The following is a 24837-nucleotide window of genomic DNA, read 5'->3' on the forward strand; positions in this document are numbered from 1 at the left end:
ACCTACAAACGGTACTCTGGGCTGTAATCCAACAGCGGATGCCATTAGTGCAGCGCTTGGAACAGCGACAGCAACCGATAATTGTGGTTCTGTAAGTCCGACATTTACAGATGGATCTGTGGTTATCACCGGATGTTTACGTTCACAAACCAGAACCTGGAATGTAACTGATGCCTGTGGCAACGCAGCAGCACCAGTTTCCCGTACAGCAACCTGGACTGTGGATTTAGTGGCACCTGTTATCGCAGCCTTGCCTGCAGTATCAACGATCAATTGTCCAGCCTTGCCTGCCTTTGCGCAAGCTACTGCAACGGATAATTGTGCAGTTGCTTCTTTGACTTTCGTCGATGTGACTACCCCAGGTAACTGTCCGGGTAATTATAGTGTGACCAGAACCTGGACTGCAACAGATGATTGTGGCAACCATTCTTCTGCTTCACAAACGATCAATGTTCAGGATATCACTGCACCAGTAATTCAATGCCCTGCAGATAAGGTAATCAATTCAGGAGATGATCAGGCAGAGTGTGTAGATTTAGGCGGTGGAGGCGTTGCTACGGTAGATGGTAAAGCCAGCAATGGACCACCTTTGCAGAATGATAAAGTTGATTTCAGTCAGCCAAGAAATCAAGATCATCCAGCAGTTCCGCTTGATTGGACATATGGTATTAATAACGAGACCCAAGCTGAATATTTTGAAGGTATGGGAGTGCCTCAGCGTATAATATTTACCCAATTAAAAGGAAATACCCATACGTTCAGGTTCCGACATGAAGCGGTTAAACACCAATCAGGCGACAGACATGCTTATGATTTCTTAATGTCATGGGAGCAAGCCATTGCAACTGCGGCAGCAATTGGAAATGGTGCTGTAAACGAACTTGAAAACTTAATGGCTCAAACTTGTAATGAGGGAATCAGTTCAACTGCAGGTAATGCTTGTGAAAATTTCACAACCAGTGCTTGGGCAACTGTTACCGATAATATGGGTAATCCTCCAAATCATCACGGAAACAATAGTGTTAACAATGTGATATCATGTTTTGAAAGCACTTATGGAAACAGACAAATCGAGATTGAAGGGAATGCCCCAATAACCGACTTCAATATTGTGTTTGATGGGTATTCAGGTAGATCTGATGGAGATAACTATGCTTGGTACACAGTTACTTGGAAATCGACTTCGGATGCTGTTATGATTAAAATGGCAGGCCGAGCCGCTGTAGGAGAAGGATCCTGCGGTTACGGAGCTTGTTATGGAGCAGGCAGTATTAGTGGAGCTCCTTATCACTTCAAATTGGAACAATTGGATAATCATTCTTTAGGCAACAGAGACAATCAGGTAATGGTTGAAAAACCATGTATTGTTGATATTCCTGTAACTTTTGATACTCCAACTGTTTCCGACAGCTGTGATCCAAATCCAGTTTTAGAAGTGATTAATAGTGACGTTGTTACGGTTAATCCTGATGGTTCCATTACACATTGCAGAACATGGGAAGCAACAGATGATTGTGCTAATTCATCTACATGCAGTCAATGTATCACCATCGTTTGTATTGATACAAAAGGATCAAAAGACCCTATAACTTCAAATATTCATTCTGAAACTGCTGGTTTCACTCCTTATCCAGTTCCTTTCAAAGATATTCTTACTATAAGATATGACTTTGATTATAAATCAGATGTGAAAATTGAAGTGTATAATGCGCAAGGTATTTTGGTACTTACAAAAACTGATACCAATAGCTATTTGAACAAAGAAATTATGTTACACCTTCATTCATACAAAGATCAAGAACAGGTTTATATTGTGAAAGTAACTACTGATCGAGGTAGCAGTACTAAAAAAGTAATAACTTCAAAATAGGTAGTAAATAATCATCTAATCCTAAAAAATGAAGCGGATTAGAATATAAAATTAAACCTCGAAAGTTCTGCTTTCGAGGTTTTTTTTACTTTTTATAATTTTTTAAAGTTGTTTTATAAAGCCCCTTTCTGGTCGATAAAAGGATTTAGTTTTCTAATACTAAAATATTCTTTTTGATGATAGCGTTCTTCATAAATGTGTTTATGAGGATGATTTGTGTTTTCCTAATTTTTATGCTCCAGTTTGTAAACTTCCTGTTTTTTTAATCTATGGTATTAAATTACACTATATTAAACAGCACTTTTAGTTTTTCGGAAACCCAATTTCTACTGATGCTTTCTTATTTATACTATGGGCCTTAAAACCAAATTATCATGAAAAAAAAATATTTATTATACGATAAAAAATGTACAAGACTATTGTCTCACTTTTTCCTGGCGTTTCAACGCAGGTTTTTCGAGCTTTTTTTGGACGAATGCGTTTGCTAAAAAGCTCTTTTTTTATGTCACTCTATTGCTTTTAGTATTTGGTCAGGCTTCGCTTTATGGTCAAGCCGTCTCGGGAGCTGCTGTTAAAGCTAACTTTGGGATAGATGCCGATGTGTATGCTAATCGCTTACAGTTTGGCGGATTAACTACCGCTCATACAGATGACTGGTTTTTGAATGCCGATTTATGGCCTGGTACAGGAGAGAATGATATCAGACAAGATTCCGTACAGTATTTTATAGATAAAATTGTAAACCCAATCAATGAAAAAATAAACATCTATTTTCCGCCACGTCCCGAGGCTTCGGGGCCACTAATTTGCGCGAAATTTTTTAATTTCTAAATAAAATTTATATGATACCATTTCATCTTTGAAAATACTGGTTTGATTTTTATGTCAAATCGTGACCAATGTCATTAAGGTTAAGTGGTTTTGATCGTCACTTCGAGTAACTTTAAATATTAATGCGAGAGCTTTAATGTTTAAAATTGTATCGAGAAGCCTTTATTGTCAAAAGGTTCTCGATACTAAGTAGAAATTTTCTATCGCAAATTCCTACTCTCCCGAAGCGTCGGGACGAACTGACGAGTCCTTAACTTAATGACATTGAGGCCACGGTGCATTATATCTTTCGACAAAATATCCCGAGTTATTTTGTGTGGCTGGCAGTATGAGCTGAGCCGTTGAAATGGTAACATGATTAATCCGGAATCTAAGGAAAGAATTACTAAATTAATGGAACCTGTTTTTGGAATTGAAGGAGCGTCGCAGGAAGTGTATGCTTCGAATGCGGTTTTAAATAGGATAGATAAAATAAAAAGCAATAAACTGGAATTGATTATAGATTGTGGTGGCGATGATTTTTTAATTGAATCCAATAAGGAATTGCACAGAAGACTCGTTTTAATACAGTTTCTCATGATTATAGGGAACGTCCAGGTGCACATACTTGGGAATATTGGGGAAATGCGTTGCCTTCTCATGTGTTATTTTTTAGCAAAATTTTAAGAAACAATACTGTTGCCGTAAAATAGAAATTAGAATCGAATTGTGGTTTTTAACACAAAAGGCCTTTCAGCAATGAAGGGTCTTTTTTATGGTCATTTTTTAGATTGCCCTAACATTTTCAAGAATAAAAATCAATGTTTTAAAGCCCTTATAAACTTTCTGAAATCTTAAAATAAGAATCGTTTTTAATACTTTAAGATTAGGAATAGTTTTATAAAATTCCAGTCAGAAAATTGACATTAATAATCCATGTGTTAAAGAGTTTTATTGCTTTTTAACATTACTTTTTTATTAACAAAAATTAAATAATACATCGCTTAATTAATTGATTATCAATTAGTTAACCAGCAATTCAGTATTAATATTTCATAGCTGTAAACCTTTTCTTAGCGAATAGTGTCTCTTGTCGGTAATAATAGAATGTTGTCTTGTTTAGGGTTGTTTCTTTTTCTTTTTTTGATGCAATACCTAACTTTGATTCAGTAAAAAGTTATTTATTTAACCCGTTGGGTGTGATTATCCAAAACGTCAGTTCAAGTGTTTTTTGTGAAATAAAATGGAACAAAACTTCTCGATACGCTTTGCACTACCATTGACGTTTTTTATTACGTAGCCCTTCGACTGCGCTCAGGGTGACACAATGAATGTCATTTTATATTGCTTTTTTTGTAAAAAAATTAAGCCTCGAAGTGACGTGTATTGAGAACCAGTTTTTTAAAATAAATTTTCTGTTCTCGATACGATTTTTTTCAAAAATCACTCGAACTGACGAAAATTTATTTAAAAAAAAACTAATTACACCCAACGGGTTTTATTTAAGTTTTTGTACAAAGTAACTTTCTGGTTAACAAAAGAATTTTTTGTTCCCCGTAATAAAAAATCCTTTGGATGATGGAGTACTTCATACATGTTTTTTTTGAAGGTGTTTCGTTTTTCTGCAAGTTTTCTCCCTGAGTCAGGAAACTTTTGTTTGTACCTATTTTTATTAATTTCGATACTGATTGTTTTAGATTAAAGTTTAAAGATTGCTTTATAAAGCAATTGTCTGGTAGATAAAAGAATTTAGTTATTGTTCCCCACAATAAAAATCCTTCGAATGATGGAGTACTTCATAAATGCGTTTATGAAGGTTGGTCTGTATCTTATTAATTTTTAATGCCCCAGTTTGTAACTTCCTTATTTTTCTAATTTATGGTATTAAACTACACTATATGAAACAGGACTTTTCAATTTTTCGAAAACCCAACATCTACATGCGCTTTCTTATTAATAATATGGTCTTAAAACCAAATTATTATGAAAAAATTTATATTCTATACGAAAAAAAGTGTTCAAGAATACTGGCGCACTTTTACCTGGCGCTTCAACGCAGGTTTTTCAAAATTTAATTTTAGAACTCCTCTTAATCAACTGTCAAAGCTATGGCTCAATTGTTGGGGTCAAGCGCTTGCTTTGATTTTTATGTTAGGGGCAATTCTTATGACGGGTTATACAGGTAATGCGCAGAATATTCAAGGTATAGTGCCTGTATCAACTCCAAGATTTGGTTCTGGAGTGGACGGCGATGCCTTTGCTCACGAACCTATTGGTACTATTTATGAAGGTGTAGGCGACTTGTTTGACAAATTGCATCCTACTATTGCCGGTCATGGCTTGATTAACCCAGAAACAGGTGAAGTTTTTTACAAACCCACCATCCCTGCCACTGTGCCGGTCAGTTATTTCCTGAAGGATCCTTATCTAAATGATCCAACCACATTCACCTCTTCCAATAAAATAAATGATAATCCAAACACCTATACTTGGGGAGCAGGATCTTCACCTCCCAAAAATGAAATCCAAAATGCTGGTGTTCATTTTAGTTATGGCGACCCAGGCGTAACAGGTGGAGTAAGTATTGATGGTCAAACCTTTGTTGCTGGTACTAGTGGACCTGGAGTTGCTACGGATTTGTGGGCTCTTTTTGCCGCTGACCGTCAGGTGACCAATGGGAGCAGTTACATAGATTTCGAATTTTTACAGGCTCCCTTAGATATTACTGGCGAAATCTATGGCGCCGTTGACCCCCTAACTGGTATTGCACCAATCATCGGCGGCAGTGGCGGATTTACAACATTAGGACCCCATGGTGGACGTACATTGGGTGATATATTGCTCACTATTGAATTTACTCAGGGAGGTGGTGATGCTACCGCCGTGATTCGTATATGGACGGAAATAACACCTGGTGTGTATGAATATGTAGTTCATCCCAACTCTGAATTTTTGGGCGAAATTTATTTAACCAATAACTTTTCGACTACCACAGTACCCTTTGATACCTATGGAACCTTTCCCGGTGTTTATGCTCCTAATCAATGGGCTGAGGGTGCTATCAATCTTACACAAGTGTTCGCAACAGCGAATAGTAATCCATGCTTTACACTCAGTACGCTGTTTATTAGAACACGGTCTTCAGGAAACTCAACGCAATCTGAATTAAAGGATTTTCCGGGAGCTCCCGTTCAGTTGAATTTGGATTTTACTCCAAATGCTAATGCTGGAGCCGATAAAGTGTTGACTTGTACAACAACTTCCATTGCCTTAAGCGGAAGTTCAACCACATCAGGAGCTACATTCTCTTGGGTTGCAAGTAATGGTGGAAACATCGTTTCAGGAGCAAATACAGCAACACCAATTGTTAATGCAGCCGGTACGTATACCTTAACCGTTACTAGTCCAGTCAGTATTTTATGTACCGCTACCGATGTAGCCTTGGTAACGTTAAACAATACGCCGCCAAATGCCAATGCAGGAGCAGACAAAGTGTTGAATTGTACCACTACTTCAATTGCCTTGAGCGGCTCATCCTCAACAGCAGGAGCGACTTTCTCATGGGTTGCCAGTAATGGCGGCAACATCGTTTCCGGAGCCACAACTGCCACACCAACGGTTAATGCAGCAGGAACGTATACGTTAACTGTTACCGATCCAGCTAATGGATGTACCGCTACTGATGTAGCCTTGGTAACTTCAAACAGTACGCTACCAAACGCTAATGCAGGTGCGGACAAAGTGTTGACTTGTACCATCACTTCAATATCCTTAAGCGGATCTTCCTCTACAGCAGGAGCAACGTTCTCATGGGTTGCGAGTAATGGTGGGAACATCGTTTCCGGAGCCACAACTGCCACACCAACTGTTAATGCAGCTGGTACGTATACGTTAACTGTTACCGATCCAGCCAATGGATGTACCGCTACCGATGTAGCCTTGGTAACTTTAAACAATACGGCACCAAATGCGAATGCAGGAGCTGATAAAGTGTTGACTTGTACTGTTACTTCAATTGCCTTGAGTGGTTCATCCTCAACAGCGGGTGCTACCTTCTCCTGGGTTGCCAGCAATGGCGGAAACATCGTTTCTGGTGCTACTACAGCGACACCAACTGTGAATGCAGCCGGTACGTATACGTTAACCGTTACCGATCCAGCCAATGGATGTACTGCAACTGATGTTGCACTGGTAACATTAAACAATACGGCACCAAATGCAAATGCAGGAGCTGACAAAGTGTTGACTTGTACCACGATTTCAATTGCTTTGAGCGGTTCTTCCTCAACAGCAGGAGCAACATTCGCATGGGTTGCCAGCAATGGCGGTAACATCGTTTCGGGTGCTACCACAGCTACACCAACTGTAAATGCAGCAGGTACGTATACATTAACTGTTACCGATCCAATCAACGGATGTACTGCTACCGATGTAGCTTTAGTGACACTTAACAATACGGCACCAAACGCGAATGCAGGAGCAGATAAAGTGTTGACTTGTACCATAACTTCAATAGCCTTGAGCGGTTCCTCTACAACAGCAGGCGCTACCTTCTCTTGGGTTGCCAGCAATGGCGGTAACATCGTTTCGGGTGCTACCACAGCTACACCAACTGTAAATGCAGCCGGTACGTATACATTAACCGTTACCGATCCAGCCAATGGATGTACTGCTACTGATGTAGCGTTAGTAACTCTTGATGCTAATACACCAAATGCAAATGCAGGAGCAGATAAAGTGTTGACTTGTACCATAACTTCAATCGCCTTGAGTGGTTCATCCTCAACAGCAGGCGCTACCTTCTCTTGGGTTGCAAGTAATGGTGGTAACATCGTTTCTGGAGCTACAACAGCTACACCAACAGTAAATGCAGCGGGTACGTATACATTAACTGTTACTAATCCAGCCAATGGATGTACCGCTACCGATGTAGCCTTAGTGACACTTAACAATACTGCACCAAATGCAAATGCAGGAGCTGATAAGGTATTGACTTGTACAACGACTTCAATAGCCTTGAGTGGTTCATCCTCAACAGCAGGAGCAACATTCTCATGGGTTGCTAGTAATGGTGGGAACATCGTTTCCGGAGCCACAACTGCCACGCCAACTGTAAATGCAGCTGGTACGTATACGTTAACTGTTACCGATCCAGCCAATGGATGTACTGCTACCGATGTAGCCTTAGTAACGTTAAACAATACAGCACCAAATGCAAATGCAGGAGCTGATAAAGAGTTGACTTGTATCATCACTTCAATCGCCTTGAGTGGTTCATCCACAACAGCAGGTGCTACTTTCTCCTGGGTTGCCAGTAATGGCGGTAATATCGTTTCGGGTGCTACAACAGCTACACCAACAGTAAATGCAGCGGGTACGTATACATTAACTGTTACTGATCCAATCAATGGATGTACTGCTACCGATGTAGCTTTGGTAACCTTAAACAATACGCCGCCTAATGTAAATGCAGGGATTGATGTTCAGATATTATGTGGTGAAACTACTGCATTATTATCAGGATCTTCCTCTACAGCAGGAGCAACTTTCTCCTGGATTGCCAGTAATGGTGGAAACATCGTTTCAGGAGCCACAACTGCCACACCAACAGTAAATGCAGCCGGTACGTATACATTAACCGTTACTAATCCAGCTAATGGATGTACCGCTTCTGATGTGGTTCTGGTTACTAATCAAATTTGTGCATTTGAGGGCTGTACTTTAGGATATTGGAAAAACCATACTAATAGATGGTGTTCAACTTATACACCTTCAATGTTGTTTGGAGATGTGTTTGTAAATGCACCGTCCAATCTTGCTAATTTAACTTTATTGCAAGCGCTGAATTTAGGCGGCGGAGGTATTTATAACTTAGCTCGTCAAGGAGTAGCCGCTTTATTGAATGCTTGTAGTGATGAAGTTGATTATCCAGCACCTTATTCTGATAGTCCGCAATCGGTAATAAATGCCGTTAATGCAGCCTATTTAGCAGGAGGAAAAGCGCCTGGAACATTAGCAACTCAATTGGATATTCTTAATAATTCAGGATGTCCATTAGGAGGAACTCGTGCTACAAAAGAAGGAGATGGCTCGGGTGATAAAGCAAGTTTTGATGCCTATCCGGTTCCTTTCAAAGACCAACTTACTATTAGATATAATTTTGATTACGTATCTGATGTAAAAATCGATGTACTTAATTCACAAGGAATTTCAGTACTTTCAAAAATGGACAGTAATAGTTATTTGAACAAAGAAATTACACTGAATCTTAATTCTTATGTAGATAGATCAGAGGTGTATGTTGTAAAAGTAACTACCAACAGAGGAAGTAGTGTGAAAAAAGTGATTTCTTCAAAATAGGTTGTAAATAATCATCTGATCCAAAAAAATAAAACGGATTAGAGTATAAAATTAAACCTCGAAAGTTTTTGCTTTCGAGGTTTATTTCTACTTTTTTTAATTATTTAAAGTTGTTTTATAAAATGACTTTTTGGTCGATAAAAGGATTTAGTTTCCTATACAAAATATCCTTTTGATGATGGTGTGCTTCATAAATTTGTTTATGGGGATGTTATGTTTTTCTTTAAGATTTTATTTCCCAAGTCCGCTAGTTTCCTACTTTTTAACAACTATGGTTTTAAAATTTTATTATCATGGAAAATAATACACTTCTGGCGTTTTTCGAAGTTTTATCAAGCAAAATAATTTGTTGCTTCTCACCGAAAAACACGATTTCTACATTACGTTCTTTAAAATTTAAAGGAAGAACCTCAATTGATTCTCGAGATGTATTGGGTAAAATAACTCGAATTTCGTTGCTTTCTATAGTTTGTTTCTTTGGTTTTTCAACAATAGTTGCACAAACAACACCGACATTTCCTCCTCAAGAAAGATGTACTTCTAAAGATTTGGAATTGGTAAGTGCCACGCTTACAAATGGTGGTGCATGTACCTCATGTGAACTTGGAGACAGTTTAACGAAAACACTGACCCTTGGTATTAATAACAAAACCGGATCCAATAGAACGGCCTTTGCGTTTTGGGGTACATTGGAGATAACGCATGCAGATGGATCAATAGAAACTACAGAAATAAGCCGTTGTTCGGATGCTAATCCCATCCCTCCAACAGGACCGTTGCCTGCTGTTTATACCGGGGGTAACTTTGGAACGATTACATATCTATGCGGAGATTCCTTAAGGTTGATTAATCTCTATTTAGCATGGACAGATGCCTCTCCTAAAAGCACTTGTGCTACAATCAATTCTGCCAAGATTAATCCTAAATGCGGAACATTACCTTCAATACAAATAAATACAGGTGTAAATGGTACCTTAGCTGTTACCGATGCAACGTGTTCCGAACTGGGTTCTATCGATTTGACTCCATTCGGCGGTATTCCATTCGCCGCTCCAGCAGCCCCTTATACCTATTCATGGTCAGCTTCTGATGGAGGTGCTATTCCAGCTGGACAATCAGATGATCAAGATCTTACCGGTTTAGTATCTGGTACGTACTCAGTACTCATAACTGATAGCGCAGGATGTACCACTACCAAAGAGGGAGACGTTGGAACGCCAGACGGAATAGATCCGCCCACTTTTTGCCTAGTGCAACCCTCCAGCCTTTGTGACGCAACATCAGCAACGGGAAGTGTTATCATAAATACTCCTTGTGGAGAAGGTTATGAATACAGTATCGATGATGGAACTACCTGGCAGTCAGGTACAGTTTTCAGCGGTTTAGCTGCCGGTGCTGTAACTGGTATAAAAGTTAAACTAGGGGATTGTACTTCAGATAAAGCATCATGTGATGATTCCGATTGTGATGCAACACCTTGTCCAGTTATAGATGAGAATAAAACTGCTAAAGCCGTTGCTCCAACCGAAGCAACAACTGAAAAAGTAGTTTTTGAGGCCTATCCTGTTCCTTTCAAAGACCAGCTTACCATTAGATATAATTTTGATTATGCTTCTAAAGTAAAAATTGAAGTGTTTGATGGACAGGGTAATTTGGTGCTTTCTAAAACGGATGCCAATAGTTATTTGAACAAAGAAATTGCGTTAGACCTCAAATTGAATAGAGGAAGAGATCAAGTGTATGTTGTGAAACTGACTACTGATAGAGAAAGCAGTACTAAAAAAGTAATTTCTTCCAGATAGGTTGTAAATAATCATCTGATCCAAAAAATAAAACGGATTAGAGTATAAGATTAAACCTCTAAAGTTTTTGCTTTCGAGGTTTATTTCTCTTTTTTTATTGAATTTAAAGTTGTTTTATAAAATGACTTTTTGGTCGATAAAAGGATTTAGTTCCCCATACAAAATATCCTTTTGATGATGGTGTGCTTCATAAATTTGTTTATGAAGATGTTATGTTTTTCTTTAAGATTTTATTTCCCAAGTCCGCTAGTTTCCTGCTTTTTAATAATTTATGGTATTAAAATTTTATTATCATGGAAAATAATACACTTCTGGCGTTTTTCGAAGTTTTATCAAGCAAAATAATGTGTTGCTTCCCACCGAAAAACAAAATGTCTACATTAAGTTCTTTAAAATTTAAAGGTAGAACCTCAGATTCTAGAGATGGACTACTTAAAATAACTCGAGGGTCGCTGCTTTCTATATTGTGTTTCTTTGGTTTTTATACTGCATTTGCACAAGTTAATCTTCCCGATGCAAAGAGATGTACTTCCAAAGATTTACAATTAGTTGAAGCAAAGCTGACTGGTGGAGATGCATGTAATTCATGTACTACAGGCACTACGGTGACGAGAACACTGACATTATCTATTAACAATACGACAGGATCAAACAGAACGTCTTTTGCTTTCTGGGGAACTTTAGAGCGATATAATGGCAATACATTAGCTTCTTCTCAGCCAATAAGTGGATGTAATAGTACTCCTCTTCCTGGTAATACATCCGCAGTTCCTCCTAATACCATAACAGATTTGGATTTTAATCAAATTACATATACATGTGGACAAAGATTGATTATTACTAATTTGTTTTTAGCATGGACTTCAGCTGCTGATAATGCATCATGCCCTTTGGAATCAAGTAAAATTGCTCCGAAATGTGGGACATTACCTTTCATAGAAATTAATGCAGGGGTTAACGGAACTGTTACTTCTGAAAATGCAACTTGTACCGCTGGTGGTTCCATTACTGTGGCTCCATTTGGTGGCAAACCGCCTTACAGCGTCAAATTAGGAAATGGCACCCCCGTTCCCGTTGCTGCCGGTGGATCAACAACTTTTACCGGTCTTGCTGCAGGTGATTACAATGTTACCATAACCGATGCTACTCTTCCTACTGGCTGTAGTATTATCAAACCTATAACTGTTGGAGGACCGACTCCAATAGCTAAGCCAGCGGCTACGGTAACCCAACCGACCTGTACTACTGCTACGGGAACTGTTACCATAACATCGCCTACGGCTGGTGTCACTTATGAACTTAAGCAAGCGGGTGTTTTAAAATATACAGCTGTTAATGGTGTCTTCAGTTCAGTATCCCCGGGAACTTATCAATTTATTGCTTCTATTGGGACATGTAGTACACCTGGTGACGATGTAATTGTGAATCAACAACCTGCAACGCCATCAGCACCACAATTAAAAATAACCCAGCCAACAGCATCACTTTGCGGAGCAACAACAACTGGAAGTATCGAGGTGTGTAATCCTATTCTTGGATACACTTATAAATTAAATGGTGTTAATCCAGGAATTACGGCAGCGGTAAATGTACCAGTTATATTTAGCAATCTTGCGGCAGGTTCTAATCCAAGTGTTACAGCTACTAGTCCGGCTAATTGTACTTCATCACCAGCTAATTGCAGTAGTGCAACTGCTACTTGTGCAGCACCCTCACCAGCTGCTAAAACTACTGAAGCCGTTGCGCCAATAGAAGCCAAAGCTGAAACCGCAGGTTTTACTACGTACCCTGTTCCTTTCAAAGATCAGCTTACCATTAAATATAATTTTGACTACAAATCGGATGTAAAAATCGAGGTGTTTGATTCACAAGGTATTTCGGTTCTTTCGAAAACTGATACCAATAGTTATTTGAATAAAGAAGTAACGCTTGACCTTAAATTGAATAGAGGAAGAGACCAAGTGTATGTTGTAAAAGTGACTACTAATCGCGGAAGCAGCATTAAAAAAGTGATTTCTTCCAGATAGTTTTAAAACTAATTTTAACTAAGAAGCATCCGCCTAAAACGGGTGCTTTTTTATTTAATTACTCAACAGCTTGCCCTATTATTTGAACAGCCCGCTGAACATGTATGAATTGATTATAGAAGCGTGACAGGTTTTTTAATTCCTTACATCCTATCCGATTATACAGCGTAAAACATGTTCGATCTGAAGGCCAGAATAACTACAAAATTCCTCTATGGAAATTAATTGATGTGGTTCTTTACTCAAGTTGTCTTTAATCTTGTTTAAATACAACCTTGCCTGTCTGTATGTTTTACCGGTAATACGCTGCACATCTTTTGGATAAATACATACCCTGACGTTTCCTGATATCACACTTTTGTTTTTTAATACATTATCCATGCTTATGATACGGCTTTGCTGAGCTGAATCACACTAACAAATATAGCAAAATTACTTTGTCACTAAGTGACTAAAAGAGGTAATTATAGGCTTTTTACTACCGTTTTTTACCATCGCCTTTTGAAATGTGCTTTAAATGATGAAATCTTTGTTGCAATCATTCCAGATTTAGTTGCAACGAATATTCAGGATGAATGAGTAGTAAAATTAATTTTAAACTTAAATTTTAACGATTATGGCAAAACAGAAAGGCATAATAAAATTGAAAGGTACTATCGGGGATATTACTTTTTACAAAAGTAAGGATGGGTATATTGCCCGTGAGAAAGGCGGCATTGATGCCAAGAGAATTGCCAATGATCCTGCTTTTCAGAGAACACGAGAGAACGGTTCCGAATTTGGGAGAGCCGGTAAGGCCGGTAAAACTTTGCGTATGGCATTGCGGACTTTATTGCTGAATTCTTCAGATAGCAGAATGGTGAGCCGACTTACCCAATTGATGGTTAAAGTTATTCAAGCTGATTTGGTCAATGAACGAGGTCTTAGAAACGTAATTGACGGAGAAGCTGAATTGCTTAACGGTTTTGATTTTAACATTACCGGGAAATTAGGAACAACTCTATTTGCTCCTTTTACTGGAACAATTGACAGGGTTTCGGGTGAAATTTCGGTTGATTTAGCATCGTTTATTCCTGCTACTATGATTTCAGCTCCAAGTGGAACCACCCATTTTAAAATTATATCAGGTGGGGCTGAAATTGATTTTGAAGCAGAGACATTCGTTTCATCGAATTCAGAAACAGCAGTTCTACCTTGGGATATGACTCCAACTGTAGCGATCAATCATTTGAATGCGGTAACTCCTAACAGTACAAAGCCTTTGTTTTTAGCTCTAGGAGTTGAATTTTATCAAGGGGTAAATGGTAGAATGTATCCTTTGAAAAACGGATCCTACAATCCATTAGCCTTGGTACAAGTTAGCGGATTGTAAGATGACATTGCAATTATCGAGAACTTATTTCCCTGACGGAACTAACGGAAAACTAACGTATGAGACCAAATTGATCTGTAACACTATCGAACTGCCTTGGAATCATAATGAGAAAAGGATTTCGTGTATTCCGGAAGGGAACTATTTATTGAAGAAGCGTTATAGTCGTAAATTTCAATGGCATATAGAGTTGGTTGATGTAACAAACAGAAGTTTTATTCTGTTGCATCCTGCTAATAATGCTTTGAAAGAATTGAACGGCTGTATTGCTCCTGTAACGAAACTTTCAGGACCTGGTTTTGGTCTTCAATCTAAACAAGCTTTTGTTAGATTAAAAAATTTAGTTTACAAAGCTTTGGAACAAAAAGAAAGCGTTTTATTAATTGTTCAATCTTAATCCTTCGACTCCGCTCAGGATGACAGGGAATAAAAATCAAATATTATGAATATAGTAAAAAGAGTAAAAGCTCCCAGTCCAAAATTTTTTAAAGTGCTTCGCAATATCGGATTGGCATTGGCAGCAGTTGGCGGAACTATTTTAACTGCCCCGATTGCTTTGCCTGTTATCATCGGCTCGATTGGCGGGTATATGGCAGTTGTTGGAGGTGTATTGTCGGCAGTAAGTCAGCTTACGACTTCCTATGAGGAAAACCCTTATCATGTACAGGATGATGACGAGTAATCCTACCCTTATGGGTACTGCAGGTGGTACGTTTTTGAGTGTTGTGCCGAATTTAGCTTCGGAAGATGTTCTGAAAACTGTTTTATTGGCTGCTATTGGAGCTATAGTCAGTTTTGGAATATCTATGGCGCTTAAATTTATACTTAAGAAGCACAAGAAGTAGTTTTTTTTGGTTTTGAAACCAAGAGTTAAACCAAGTTAAGGCCCAAACCGAAAGGAATGGGCTTTTCTTTTTTAGAATGGTTACTCTTTTCTTTTAGCTCACTTAACTTTTATTATAAGTGGTGTTCGCTGAATCTTCGATTTGTCTTGATTACTGACGAGTTAATAATGCGAATCAAGTGTTGGGATGTGCCGTTAGGCACTAAATCTTGGTAGAAAATATGAATTGGAACGAATTTAGCGTGCCGTAGGTACGCAACATTTATCGTTTTGTTGCGCACCTACGGCATGCTAACTAATTTTAAACCTAATTACTACCTATAGGCATTTGCTCTCGCAAATTATCTAACGGCACAAAAAAAGACTTTCAACCCTTGATTCGCATTAATAATTTATTGTTAGTACTGATTTTTTACTTGAATAAAATCTTTACTTTTTTAGCTCACTTAACTTTTATTATAAGTGGTGTTCGCTGAATCTTCGATTTGTCTTGATGAAAAAAGTAACAAAAAAATATTCATGGGTTATTATTGTTTTTTGGTATTCATGAATCTTCGATTTCAAGCCTGAAAATAAAAAGCTTGAAAACTACCTTGAAGTGCCGTTCCGCACCCCGAGCCGTTCGTCCTGCGGACTCAACTCGCGGAGTGCTGCCACTTTACTTCTTCGTTGTTCTTCTATGCTTTTTATTTAAGGGCGATGCGAAGAGGATTTAAATGAACGTTTACTGGGATTATTATTATTATTATTATTATTTTGTATGTGAAGAGAATCTTTTTCTTTTTTTACTCTTTTTTGAACGGGTTTTGGTTTTCTGAAAAATTAAAAAGGATTACCATGCTGCCTTTGAATGGATTGAATGAAGGCTCGTATTTGATGTATCCTTTTTCATTTAACTCTCTCATACACTTGTGATACGTTGCTGTGGAACAAATTTTACTGATGCGCATCACTTCTTCTCTTGTTATGCTTATTGGGTTTTGAAAATGGTTTATATTCCAATGTTGGAATAATGCAATGTATAGACTGATATGAGTAGGATTGAGGTTTCGGTCTTGGATTGTGCGGTCGAAGAAACCGGTGAGGTGTTTTGTGTAGTTCATTGGTTTACTTAATGAGGTTATCATTTCGAAAAGCTTCTCGATACAATTTTTAAGTGAAAAACTTAAAAATCACTACCATTGACGTTTTTTATTACGTAGCCCTTCGACTGCGCTCAGGGTGACACAATGAATGTCATTTTATATTGCTTTTTTTAGAATAAAAATTATGCCTCGAAGTGACGTTCGTCGAGAAGGTTAGGTTCGATTATTATTTGAATAGGTTTGGGGAAGCACTTACTTTGTTCTTTTCCAGTAATTTATCGATGTCTTGATCCGCATAATAAATAATGCCGCCGATTTTGGTATAGGAAAGTGTTCCGTTGATACGGAGGTTTTGAAGTGTTCCAAGAGAAATGTTGAGTAATTTCCTGACTTCGGTTGATTTTAGCCATTTTTTGGTTTGCTCGTTTGTGCCTTTAAGTATTTCTCTAATATCTTCTAAAAGAGATTTACGGAATTCATAGAGGTCTGCTTTGGTGAGGATTTCGATTGCCATAAGTTTCGTTTTATATTGTTATGGTGCAAAATTGTTGGTATTGGTTGTTTTTATATCACAAGTGGTTCACAAGTTGTGAAAGAAAAAATGAGTTTTTATTTTGAATTGGTTGTGGTTATTGAGTTCTGTTTATTAAATCTTTACTTTTTTTCTGGATGAGAAAAGTAGCAAAAAATTATGCTTCTCTTGCTACCACTGATTCTTTTATGGATTATGAGAATGATTTTTCTTTTGTCTTGATTACTCACGAGTTAATAATTTATTGGAGTTCGTGAATCTCTGATTTCAAAAAAAATAAAAAATAAAGCCTGTACTGTCGCTACACTTTTTTTGTTTATTAAGAGATTCTTTTCTTTTGTCTTGATACAAAAGAAACAAAAAATCAAGCCTGAATATTTTTATGCCAAAAATCATCGGACAAATTTTCCTATCGAGACCCCAGCCGCTCGTGTTTCACACTCGACTCGGGGGTCACTCCCTTCGGCCAACGCTTAAATTCTTACCGTGATTTTTTGGTATAAAAAGATAAGGGCGAGTTGAAGGCGGAACTTATTTTGATTTTGCTTCGTTTTACATTGTAAAACAGTTTTCAGTACGCTGTCGGTTCCGGGATCACTGCCTGCGGCCAAGACTAAAATCCTTACCAGATTTTCTGGTATGGCAACTATAAGGGAGTGTAGAGGAAGAAAGGTTATGTTAGTACTGATTTTTTATTTGAAGAAAATATTTACTTTTTTAGCTCACTTAACTTTTATTATAAGTGGTGTTCGCTGAATCTTCGATTTGTCTTGATGAAAAAAGTAACAAAAAAATATTCATGGGTTATTATTGTTTTTTGGTATTCATGAATCTTCGATTTCAAGCCTGAATATTTTTATCCCAAAAATCATCGGACGCATTTTCCTATCGAGACCCCAGCCGCTCGTGTTTCACACTCGACTCGGGGGTCACTCCCTTCGGCCAACGCTTAAATTCTTACCGTGATTTTTTGGTATGGCAACCATAAGGGCGGCCTGAAAAGGGTATAATTGTACGTTTACTGCTGTTATTCTATTTTTGTCTATCAAGAAAATCTTTACTTTTTTCCTTGATGAAAAAAGTAACAAAAAAATCAAGCCTGAAAATGAAAAACTTGAAAACTACCTCAAAGTTCCGTTCCGCACCCCGAGCCGTTCGTCCTGCGGACTCAACTCGCGGAGTGCTGCCACTTCACTTCTTCGTTGTTTTTCTATGCTTTTTATTTAAGGGCGAGCCTAAGAGTGAAAATTTAGTTCTATTGTGCTTCGTTTTACTGTTCAAAACAGTTTTTAGTACTCAGTCGGTTCCGGGGTCACTCCCTTCGGCCAACGCTTAAATTCTTACCGTGATTTTTTGGTATAAAAAGATAAGGGCGGGTTGAAGACGGAACTTAGTTTGATTTTGCTTCATTTTACTGTGCAAAACTGTTCCGGAATTATTCCCTGCGGCCAAGGCTAAAATTTTTACCGTGATTTTTTGGTATTGCAACTTTAAGGGCTTCTCAGATGATGTATTATTATTATTAACCCGTTGGGTGTAATTAGTTTTTAATTATAATTTTCGTCAGTTCGAGTGATTTTCGTTAGAAAATTGTATCGAGAACAAGAAAATTTTGAATTAAAAACGGTTCTCGATACATTTTTTGTTCCGTTTTACTCCACAAAAAACACTCGAACTGACGTTTTGAATAATTCTAACTAACGTTTTTTTTAATATTTTAAAATCAATTATTCGCAGTTGATTCATTTTTGAAATTTTTGCTCAAATTTTTACTCTCTTCCGTTAGCTGAAGGAGTCAATTTTAGCTGAAAATATGTGGAATTACACCCAACGGGTTATTATTATTATGAATGTTGTTGACTTCTTAATTTATTGATGAAGTAGGTGGGAGAGAGGCCTGTTCGGTTATTGAATGCCCGTGTAAAGTTTTGGGTGGAACCGAAACCGGATTCTTCACCTAATGCCTTGTTGGTGTAATTGCGGTATTTGTTTTCGTTTTTTAGTAATTCTATAATATGGTCAATCTTTAAATTGCTGATATAGTCAACGGTTCCTTTGTCACGATATCGTGCTATAATTTTTGAAGCGTATTTCATATTGGTGTTTAATAATGCAGCCATTTTTGCCAAAGTCATGTCTTTTTCAAGGTATTTTTTATTGCGCTCAAATTTTTCCAGATTTTTTAGAATTGCGGCAATCACTTCGGGATTGATATCGAGTTCGGTTTCTTTACTGGTATTGTTTGAAACCAATGATTGGGCCGTTTCGGGTTTGCGATTCATCAACTCTTCAAATAATCTTTTATTTTTATAGTGTCTGTGCACCAGTACCGCTATGATTACTGTCATTATGGTAATTGTAATGCAGACTACAACTGTCCAGTATTGTTCAATGTTTCTTTGCCTTTGAAGTAATTTTTTTGTATCGTATTCTTTGTGTATTTTCCCTGAAAGGTATTTGTAATCCTTAAGCAGCACCTGGTCTACTTCTAAAAGGGCTGTGACATAATATAACTCTAATTCTTTGTCGTTTCGTTGCTGATAATAATCAATTAATATTTCATAGGCTTCCCGTAAATCAGGACGGATATACTTTTGTTTTTGGAAAGCTTCATCTATCTTTTTTAAGTAGGGCAATGCCTTTGCCTGCAACTTTTGGGCCCAGTAGCTTTTACCGATGTAAAAATAGGCCGTCGTTTCGTTTGTAAAGTCATTATTATCTTTCACTGCAGGCAATGCCTTTGTCAATTTCTTTATTGCGTCAGTATAATTGTGTTTGAAATACTGGTTTACCCCTTCGGAATGGATGAAGTAGGGCTCCATTTCTAAATTTTTAAAGCGCAGTCCCTCTTTCAACCCCGTCTGATTGATCTGGCTGCACAGCTTATATTTACCGATGCGGTTGTAACAAAGCCCTAAAGAGTGAAGTGAATTCAGATAGGCACGGTCATTTTTTTCCTTGAAATAGTTGACACATTCTTGAAATAATGCTGTTGCCTCATCGTAAAATCCAAGGTAATATTTGATCTGAGCAATAACATATTTTACTTTATATATTAGGTAGTGGTTGTTTGTCTTTGAAATGTATTCGTCTGCTATCAGGTAGCTGTCGAGGGCATTCATGTGTTCTTTACGATCGAATTGTACAATCCCTTTTGTCATGTAGCCCGATCCAATTAATTCCATGTCGGCTGTCCGTTTCGCTGCTGTCAGCATACTATCGGCATATATTAATTGTAGCTTATTATCGCTTGTATAAATTAAAGCTTTATAGGACTGCGTCATTTGACCGAAGTTTTTCTCCCGTTTTGCTTTAGCTAACCATGATTGTGCATACAGCCTTTCTTTGATGCTATCTTTTTCCTCATATCGTATGTTGTTGCTAAAATATTCATAGTTTTTAGCTGAAAGACTGTCCGGAATTACAAAATTATTATGTTGTGCATAGGCATTATGACACAGGCATACCCATAGTATAAGTAAGTATTTTTTCGTCATATATCTAAAAGATTGGGGGCTTTCTAAATAGAAAGTTCATCATTAATGTGTTTAAGACTCTGTTATGGTGAAATAAATGTAGCTAAAATAAATTAATAGATGCAAGAATTACCTCAACAAATGGCTTTTCTGTCTTTATGCGTATAAGTCGCTGGATGGTTGTTGTTTATCTAAAAATGTTCTGTGTTCAATTCGGGAATTGCGTATGGTAGATTCCCGAATTGAACAGTTGTTGGCTTGCCGAGGAGGAAACGTCCCACTAGTTTTGCCCTGAATTCAAACGGTTTTGTTATGAGTAAAACCAACACCAACATTGTTCAGATTACCCCGGGAGAAATGAACTGATGAAAAAAAGTAATCAGTAACATTTAAAAACATTAACCAAAATGAAAAAATTCTATCCAGGTTTTAGCACTTTAATTTGCTTGTCCTTTTTGTTTACACTTAATTCCTGTACTACCGATTCTGCTTTTGTATCAGATGATACTTTAGACAAGGTAGATGCGAAGAATGAGAGTCCTTATTATAATTCCAGAAAAGAAGATGTAGTACGCGCCAATAGTGAGGATCCCTATGCCTCAACCGAGCGTATTCCTAATACGTTATTTGAGGCTCATCATGTGCCGGATAGTATTACGACTTATTCGACTACGGAAGCAGATAAGATTATTGACCCAGACTGGAAAAAGCTTATCACCCGTTTGGGTACCGAGTAGGGACTGGATTTCAGTTTTATGATAGACAGTTTGTACAGTCAATTCTAAAAAGGTTGCTCATTTTGAGCAACCTTTTTTAATTTTCATCTGCTTCATCCATACGGATTATGAGTTTGCTCTTGAGTGTATTCAGAAATTTTGTCCTCTCGGATTTTCTGTTTCGGATTTCCAGAAAGACCCTGTTGAACTGTCCCAAATCAATATTAAAGGCTATCTCGAAAAAGGTTGTTACTTCTTTTAGTCTTGAGGCTCCGTTATTAAAAACACCTTCTGTATGGAGAGCATAAATCAACTCGATCAGTTCTACTTTTGATCCTGTCCATTTCGGGCCTTTAGAGAGTGGGGAAGGTGATTGTATTGTTATTGTCTTTCGCTTTAATTTTGCTATTTGCTCTTCCAGAAAATTTTTTATCTCATCGTTGGCTAGTATGCGAGCCACTTTATAGTCATGCGAGGTAGTGAAGCGATGGTCAGCCTGAAAATAATAACTGTCAAGCATTAGTTTAAGGTCATATTTTGCCCTTATAAAATATTTATTATCGAGGTAATTATTAGCGGTGCGGTAGTAATGGTAAAACTCCTTGTTCTTCTCAAAAAAGACTTTTAATTTATTGAGTTGTGCTTTATAATATTTGCCTATTGTTTTTTGGGAACCCAATGGCTTGTTGGTTTCAATAGTATAGATTTCGTTATAGTAAATTAGTTTAGCCGTAAACTTTGGCTTGATGTCCCGGAAGAATTCTATTTCCTCTGTTTTGTTTAGCCTTTTATATTTTATGAAAAAGGTTTTTAGTTTCTCTAAGACTGCAACGCTATTCTTTATTGCCTGCTCAGCCGATTGTATCGGATTTTCTGTTTCCAGATGGATCAATTTTAATTGATGTTCTAATTCGGACATCAACGATTCAGCAAACAATTTCATTAGGACAGTTTTAGATTTACAATTTGACCGATTCAGTACTTGAATCGTGGGGCAAATCTATTTGATGGTTGCTTGGGTTGCAAATGGTGTGGTGTTCGATTCTCGAATTGAATAGTGAAATTCCCGAATTGCATAGTGGTTATTTTTTTTGCGTCTATGATACTCACTTAAGTAGTTTTAAAATAAACAGTAGTATTCATGGTATGCAGTTCCACATCATCGGGTTGCTATTGCTATTTTTATTTATGAAGGACATTTTTTCTTTTGCCTTGATGCAAAAGAAACAAAAAATATTCATGGTTTATTATTGTTTTTTGGTATTCATGAATCTTCGATTTCAAGCCTGAATATTTTTACACCAAAAATCATCGGACGCATTTTCCTATCGCGACCCCAGCCGCTCGTGTTTCACACTCGGCTCGGGGGTCACTCCCTGCGGCCAACGCTAAAATCCTTACCGTGATTTTCTGGTCTGGCAACTATAAGGGCGGTCTGAAGAGGGTGTAATTATAGGTTTATTGCCACTACTGATTGTTGCTTGAAGAAAATCTTTACTTTTTTCCTTGATGAAAAAAGTAACAAAAAAATCAAGCCTGAATATTTTTACACCAAAAATCATCGGACAAATTTTCCTATCGCGACCCCAGCCGCTCGTGTTTCACACTCGGCTCCGGGGTCACTCCCTGCGGCCAACGCTAAAATCCTTACCGTGATTTTCTGGGATGGTAACTATAAGGGCGGGGACTTAGAAGGAAATTCACGAAAAAGTCAGGAGACTTTTATTGCGTTTAGGTCTTTTAAGAATTTAAAAAAAAGCGCAAAGTCATGAGACTTTGCGGAGCGCGGGCTTTGTAGGAAGCAATCAAAATGTTTCCGTTTCTATCTTGCTTTACATTCCGGACCATTGTGTTAGGCCCGTAGGAAGTGACTGTGTCTTTGGTTTCGGACTTGATATTATCTTTTGGTACGTTTGTTTGGTTTTGTCCACAGGAAGTGCAAAAAACAACCATCAGGAACAAAGCATATTTGTCTATATATTTGATCATGTTCTATTTAATTACTTCAGAATTTCAATTAACCTAAATGCAGATTCAGATGTTATTTTTTTGCTACAATCTTAATATGGAATTCAATGGAATCCGACATAGTTTGATCAGCTAAAAGATCATAGAACTTTCCTGATTTATAACGGACATCCCATTTTGTTCGATCAATGACCAGCTTACCATTCATTTTGACAATTCCGTCCTTAACTTCTATTTTGGCCGGAAAAGTAACTGGGTGTGTCATAGCTTTAATCGTTAGATTCCCGGTAACTTTTTTATTCTCACCATTTATCGATGCAACCTTGGTAATTGCGATTGTAGAAATAGGAAATTTCTTAACATCAAAAAAATCAGGATCTTTTAAGTGCTTAACAAGTCCATTATCACTCCCATGGGTTTCATCTTCAATTGTATTCATGTCGACTTCAGCTGTACCACCCACAAGTTGGCCGTTGTCAATCATTAATTCTCCTTTCGATATATAGACATACCCTGTGTGACTGTTTGAACCAATTAGCATAGCACCTTTCCATGTTACAACACTTTCCTTCGTATCTATTATAAAATATTTTTCATTCCCAAAATGTAAGGATAAGTAACTTGCCAATGCATTGTTTTTATTTTCCTCTTTTACAGGCCCACGGCAACCGAAGAAGAAAGGAGCAATAATTAAAATTAAGTAAGTGATTGATATCTTGTTGTTCATACTACAGAAATTATATTGATTAATAATAATTGACAAATGATTTTTAAATTAGCTATACACATTATTTCTGACCGGCTGCACTTTTAAAGTCCGTGATGGTCTTTCCATCATAACGATACACTCCATCTAATGCGCCAAACCAAATATTTCCTTTGTCATCTTCTAAAATCCCGAAGATCATTGGTTTATTTGTTATTTCGGTTACCGTTGGCTTTTTATTTGACAAGGACTTTCCGTCATACCGGGAAATTGCCCAAGATTGGCTGCTATCCCTTTCTGAACTCGTCCAAATATTGCTCTTTTTATCTTCATAGATATAACCAACAAACTTCTGAGTAAAATTGGTAAATGTTTTTCCGTCATAGCGCCAAAGGCCATCATTTCCACCAAGCCAGATATTTCCTTTTTTATCTTTAATTATCGAACGCACATTCCTAAAAGGTTTGCCGTTATTGGTTATTGTGGTAAATGTCTTTCCATCATAAATAGTGGCATTGCCCCTTGTGCCAAACCAAAATTTTCCTGTTTTGTCTTCAATGATAGCATTAACATCATTATGCATCCAATGATCTTCTGGAAGCGGATTTTGGTAAACTGAAATATGGACAGAATCAGCCTCAGTAACGGGAGGGGCTTCGTTCATTTTTAAATTTCGAAAGGATTTCCCATCGTAACGGCTTGTTCCCCCTTCAGTGCCGAACCAAATAGTACCGGTTTTATCTTCATAAATATTAGTAACCCGATCATTCGCAAGCCCATCCTTGGTTGTGAAATTTTGAAAGGATTTCCCATCGTAATAGTAAACACCTGAGCCAATAGTAGCGAACCAAAAATTTCCTTTTCTATCTTCTAAAACAGAAAAGAAGCGGGCCGAACTTACTTTACTGGTGATATTAGTAAAAGATTTTCCATCATATTTAAAAACACCCTCCCATGAAGTAATCCAAATATTGCCCTTTCTATCTTGCTTGATTGTACGAACGATGCCGTTGGGTCCTTGAGAAGTGGATACGTCTTTGGTTTCAACGGCATCCTGAGCACCATTTTTTTGTTGGGCCTGTACGGCAAAATTGACTACTCCTGCCAGCATGATAATCAGGCTGTACAAAACATTTCTTTTATTTTTCATATATGTAAAATTTATTTATTAGCGGTCATATATGGTATCGCCCTTTACTTATTGGTGTTTGTTGCACAAACGTGTTGTTAGTGGCGATTTCATATCTTATCTAATTGATTCAGCGAAAT

The 24837-nt window shown here is 37.5% G+C and carries 17 protein-coding genes; 11 read left to right on the forward strand and 6 right to left on the reverse strand.

Features of this window, described 5'->3' with window-relative positions; translation table 11 throughout:
- The 10 genes from ACNQGX_RS16375 to ACNQGX_RS16420 all read left to right on the forward strand — a co-directional run.
- Positions 1-1870: T9SS type A sorting domain-containing protein (locus tag ACNQGX_RS16375; RefSeq protein ID WP_417978033.1), on the forward strand; the 1870-nt coding region annotated here is incomplete at its 5' end.
- A gap of 513 nt (positions 1871-2383) precedes the next feature.
- Entirely contained in the window at positions 2384-2701 is a 318-nt protein-coding gene (locus ACNQGX_RS16380) for a hypothetical protein (RefSeq protein WP_417978035.1), read from the forward strand.
- A gap of 354 nt (positions 2702-3055) precedes the next feature.
- Positions 3056-3367, forward strand: a complete 312-nt coding sequence (locus ACNQGX_RS16385; RefSeq protein WP_417978037.1) for a hypothetical protein — start codon at positions 3056-3058, stop codon at positions 3365-3367.
- Positions 3368-4663: 1296 nt separating this feature from the next.
- Positions 4664-9040, forward strand: coding sequence for a T9SS type A sorting domain-containing protein (locus tag ACNQGX_RS16390; RefSeq protein ID WP_417978038.1), 4377 nt, complete (start codon positions 4664-4666; stop codon positions 9038-9040).
- Positions 9041-9333: 293 nt separating this feature from the next.
- Entirely contained in the window at positions 9334-10842 is a 1509-nt protein-coding gene (locus tag ACNQGX_RS16395) for a T9SS type A sorting domain-containing protein (RefSeq protein WP_417978040.1), read from the forward strand.
- Between the two features lie 293 nt (positions 10843-11135).
- On the forward strand, positions 11136-12869 hold the full coding sequence (locus ACNQGX_RS16400; protein WP_417978042.1) for a T9SS type A sorting domain-containing protein: 1734 nt from the start codon (positions 11136-11138) through the stop codon (positions 12867-12869).
- A gap of 616 nt (positions 12870-13485) precedes the next feature.
- Positions 13486-14241, forward strand: a complete 756-nt coding sequence (locus ACNQGX_RS16405; RefSeq protein ID WP_417978044.1) for a hypothetical protein — start codon at positions 13486-13488, stop codon at positions 14239-14241.
- Between the two features lies 1 nt (position 14242).
- Complete coding sequence (locus ACNQGX_RS16410; RefSeq protein ID WP_417978046.1) at positions 14243-14638, forward strand: DUF5675 family protein; 396 nt, start codon at positions 14243-14245, stop codon at positions 14636-14638.
- Between the two features lie 45 nt (positions 14639-14683).
- Positions 14684-14923 (forward strand): hypothetical protein, encoded by a 240-nt coding sequence (locus ACNQGX_RS16415; protein ID WP_417978048.1) that lies wholly within the window; start codon positions 14684-14686, stop codon positions 14921-14923.
- Complete coding sequence (locus ACNQGX_RS16420) at positions 14913-15086, forward strand: hypothetical protein (protein WP_417978049.1); 174 nt, start codon at positions 14913-14915, stop codon at positions 15084-15086. Before ACNQGX_RS16415 ends, ACNQGX_RS16420 begins: the two co-directional genes overlap by 11 nt.
- 784 nt (positions 15087-15870) lie before the next feature.
- Here ACNQGX_RS16420 and ACNQGX_RS16425 read toward each other — a convergent pair.
- The 3 genes from ACNQGX_RS16425 to ACNQGX_RS16435 form a co-directional block, all read right to left on the reverse strand.
- On the reverse strand, positions 15871-16188 hold the full coding sequence (locus ACNQGX_RS16425; RefSeq protein ID WP_417978051.1) for a hypothetical protein: 318 nt from the start codon (positions 16186-16188) through the stop codon (positions 15871-15873).
- A gap of 208 nt (positions 16189-16396) precedes the next feature.
- A complete protein-coding gene (locus tag ACNQGX_RS16430) occupies positions 16397-16684 on the reverse strand; it encodes a helix-turn-helix domain-containing protein (protein ID WP_417978053.1) in 288 nt (95 codons plus the stop codon).
- 1862 nt (positions 16685-18546) lie between these two features.
- Positions 18547-20199 (reverse strand): AraC family transcriptional regulator, encoded by a 1653-nt coding sequence (locus tag ACNQGX_RS16435; RefSeq protein WP_417978055.1) that lies wholly within the window; start codon positions 20197-20199, stop codon positions 18547-18549.
- A 386-nt stretch (positions 20200-20585) separates the two neighbouring features.
- Here ACNQGX_RS16435 and ACNQGX_RS16440 point away from each other — a divergent pair, with 386 nt between their 5' ends.
- On the forward strand, positions 20586-20915 hold the full coding sequence (locus tag ACNQGX_RS16440) for a hypothetical protein (RefSeq protein WP_417978057.1): 330 nt from the start codon (positions 20586-20588) through the stop codon (positions 20913-20915).
- 76 nt (positions 20916-20991) lie between these two features.
- Here the strand turns inward: ACNQGX_RS16440 and ACNQGX_RS16445 are convergent, their stop codons facing one another.
- The 3 genes from ACNQGX_RS16445 to ACNQGX_RS16455 all read right to left on the reverse strand — a co-directional run bounded on the left by ACNQGX_RS16445 (position 20992) and on the right by ACNQGX_RS16455 (position 24718).
- Positions 20992-21837: an RteC domain-containing protein gene (locus ACNQGX_RS16445; protein WP_417978059.1), complete on the reverse strand. Its 846-nt coding sequence runs from the start codon at positions 21835-21837 to the stop codon at positions 20992-20994.
- A gap of 1098 nt (positions 21838-22935) precedes the next feature.
- Positions 22936-23589, reverse strand: coding sequence for a YceI family protein (locus ACNQGX_RS16450; protein ID WP_417978061.1), 654 nt, complete (start codon positions 23587-23589; stop codon positions 22936-22938).
- A gap of 61 nt (positions 23590-23650) precedes the next feature.
- Positions 23651-24718: a ligand-binding sensor domain-containing protein gene (locus ACNQGX_RS16455; RefSeq protein WP_417978063.1), complete on the reverse strand. Its 1068-nt coding sequence runs from the start codon at positions 24716-24718 to the stop codon at positions 23651-23653.
- Positions 24719-24837 lie beyond the last annotated feature (119 nt).

The organism is Flavobacterium glycogeni (genome assembly GCF_048286775.1).
GTDB lineage: Bacteria > Bacteroidota > Bacteroidia > Flavobacteriales > Flavobacteriaceae > Flavobacterium.